The following is a 2,432-nucleotide window of genomic DNA, read 5'->3' as shown; positions in this document are numbered from 1 at the left end:
TGGGGGGCGGCCGCGGTCCGGGCGGCGGGGCGCCGCGGTGGTTGCGGTGGTGGTTCGGTGGTGGCTGCGGGGGCCGGCCGGTGGCGCGGCCGGCCGTCAGTACCGGGTGCCGACGGCGGTGGCGCCGAGCCGGGTCAGCAGCGCCAGGTCCTCGGCGTCCAGCGCGAGGTCGCCGCCGCGGGCGTTCTCCTCCAGGTAGGCGAGCCGCTTGGTGCCGGGGATCGGCACCACGTGCTCGCCCTGGGCCAGCACCCAGGCCAGCGCGACCTGCGAGGGCGTCGCCCCGTAGCGGGCGGCGACCTCGGCCACGCCCTCGGCCAGCTTCTGGTTGGCCTCGATCGCCTCCGGCTGGAAGCGCGGGTTGCCCTGCCGCCAGTCCTCGCCCTCCAGTGCGGCGGCCGAGGTGATGGCGCCGGTCAGGAAGGCGCGGCCGAGCGGCGAGTAGGCGATGAAGCCGGCGCCGTGGCGGGCCGCCCACGGCACCACCTCGTCGAGCTGGTCCTGGCTCCACAGCGAGAGCTCGCTCTGCACGGTGGCCACCGGGTGGACGGCATGCGCGGCGTCGAGCTGCTCGACGGTCGCCTCGGAGAGGCCGATCGCGCCGACCTTGCCCTCGCGGACGAGCTCCGCGAGCACGCCCCAGGACTCCTCGACCGGCACCGCCGGGTCGACCCGGTGCAGCTGGTAGAGGTCGATCCGGTCGACGCCGAGGCGGCGCAGCGAGCCCTCGGCGGCGGCGCGCAGGTGCTCGGGGCGGCCGTCGGGCAGGATCTCGCCGTCCCGGACGACCAGGCCGGCCTTGCTGGCGAGCACGATCTCGTCCCGCCGGTCGCGGATCGCGCGGCCGACCAGCTCCTCGTTGGTGTGCGGGCCGTAGACGTCCGCGGTGTCGATCAGGGTGACGCCGAGGTCGATCGCCCGGTGGATCACCCGGACCGACTCGGCGTCGTCGCGGCGGGTCGGGCTGTACGCGAAGCTCATGCCCATGCAGCCGAGGCCGATCGCGCCGACGGTGATCCCGGTGCTGCCCAACTGTCGTGTGCGCATGGTGCGGTGTTCTCCTCTGTCGAATGGCGGTGCGGGGTTCGGGGGTGTTCGGGGGTGTGGGGGCGGTGGTGGGGCCGGGGTGCGGGGCGGGCGGGCCGGCGGTGCCGCGACCGTGGCCTCCGGGAGGCCGGTGGGGGTGCGCGGCCAGCCGTCGTCGGTCCAGTGGACGGGCGCGAGGGCGGTCTCACGGCCGAGGATGCACGGGCCGTGCCGGCCTTCGGGCCGGGCGACCAGGTACGCGAGGTAGGTCGAGCCGTCGGGGGTGTCGACGAGGCTGCCGTGGCCGGCCTTCTGCAGGGGCAGGTCGGGGTGGTCGCGGGAGGTGAGCAGCGGGCCGGCCGGGTCGGGCTCGTAGGGTCCGGCGAGCGTGCGGGAGCGGGCGACGGTGACCTGGTGGCCGTAGCCGGTGCCGCCGTCCGCGGTGATCAGGTAGTACCGGCCGCCGCGGCGGTGGAGGTTGGGGCCTTCGATCCAGCCGGCCCGGGGCGGGAGCAGGAGCGGGACCGGTTCGCCGACGAGGCGGCGTCCGGCGCGGTCGTAGCGGGTGGCCTCGAGTCCGGCGCTGCCGCCGTGGCCGGGGCGCCAGTCGTGGACGAGGTTGACGAGCCAGCTGGTGTCGGTGTCGTGGAACAGCGAGGCGTCGAAGCCTCGGGCGTGCAGCGGCACCGGATCGGACCACGGCCCTTCGGCGGTGGGGGCGGTGACCAGGAGGTTGGGGCAGTCGGTGAAGCCGCCGGTGTAGCCGGAGACGTTGCCGTACACGAGGTGGAACAGGCCGTCGGCGTGGGTGAGGTTGGGGGCCCAGACGCCGCCGGAGTCCGGGCAGCCGGTCAGGTCCAGCAGGCGCGGGCCGTCCAGGGCGCCGCCGAGGGGGCGCCAGTGGACCAGGTCCCGCGAGTGGTGCAGTCGCACGCCGGGGTACCACTCGAAGGTGGAGGTGGCGAGGTAGTAGTCCTCGCCGACGCGCAGGATCGACGGGTCCGGGTGCGAGCCGGGCAGCACCGGATTGTGGATCCCTGCCGTCTCCGGCCTGTGCGCCCGCCCGTCCACCCGTGCCCTCCGCGTCCGCCGGCCGCCGGGGGCCCGGCGGGCGGGAGGAACGCTACTGTCGAACACGTTCGCGGACAATGCCGGTTGCCGCCGCGCCTCCCCGTCGGGGGCTGCCGCTACGCTGCGGACCGCAGACTCCCCGTCAGGAACGGACCCGCTCCATGGACCTCGTCTTCGCCGGCCGCGTCATCGAGTGGCGCGGGCCCTCGCCGTTCTACTTCGTGCCCGTGCCGGAGGAGCAGTCCGCCGACGTCCGCGAGGTCGCCGCGCAGGCCACCTACGGCTGGGGCGTCGTCCCCGTCGACGCCCGGATCGGCGGCGTCACGTTCACCACC

2 protein-coding genes are annotated in these 2,432 nt (G+C 75.6%); one reads left to right on the top strand and one right to left on the bottom strand.

What is annotated here, in order from left to right; all coding sequences use genetic code 11:
* Window positions 1–96: 96 nt before the first annotated feature.
* On the bottom strand, window positions 97–2,049 hold the full coding sequence (locus tag ABZ641_RS33200) for an aldo/keto reductase (protein ID WP_359987908.1): 1,953 nt from the start codon (window positions 2,047–2,049) through the stop codon (window positions 97–99).
* A gap of 209 nt (window positions 2,050–2,258) precedes the next feature.
* Between ABZ641_RS33200 and ABZ641_RS33195 the strand changes: the two genes are divergently transcribed.
* A partial coding sequence (locus ABZ641_RS33195; RefSeq protein ID WP_359987910.1) for a DUF1905 domain-containing protein occupies window positions 2,259–2,432 on the top strand: 174 nt, incomplete at its 3' end.

The organism is Kitasatospora sp. NPDC007106 (genome assembly GCF_040634455.1).
GTDB lineage: Bacteria > Actinomycetota > Actinomycetes > Streptomycetales > Streptomycetaceae > Kitasatospora > Kitasatospora arboriphila.
The sequence above is the reverse complement of the archived record's forward strand: the minus strand, read 5'-3'. Positions and strand labels throughout refer to the sequence as shown.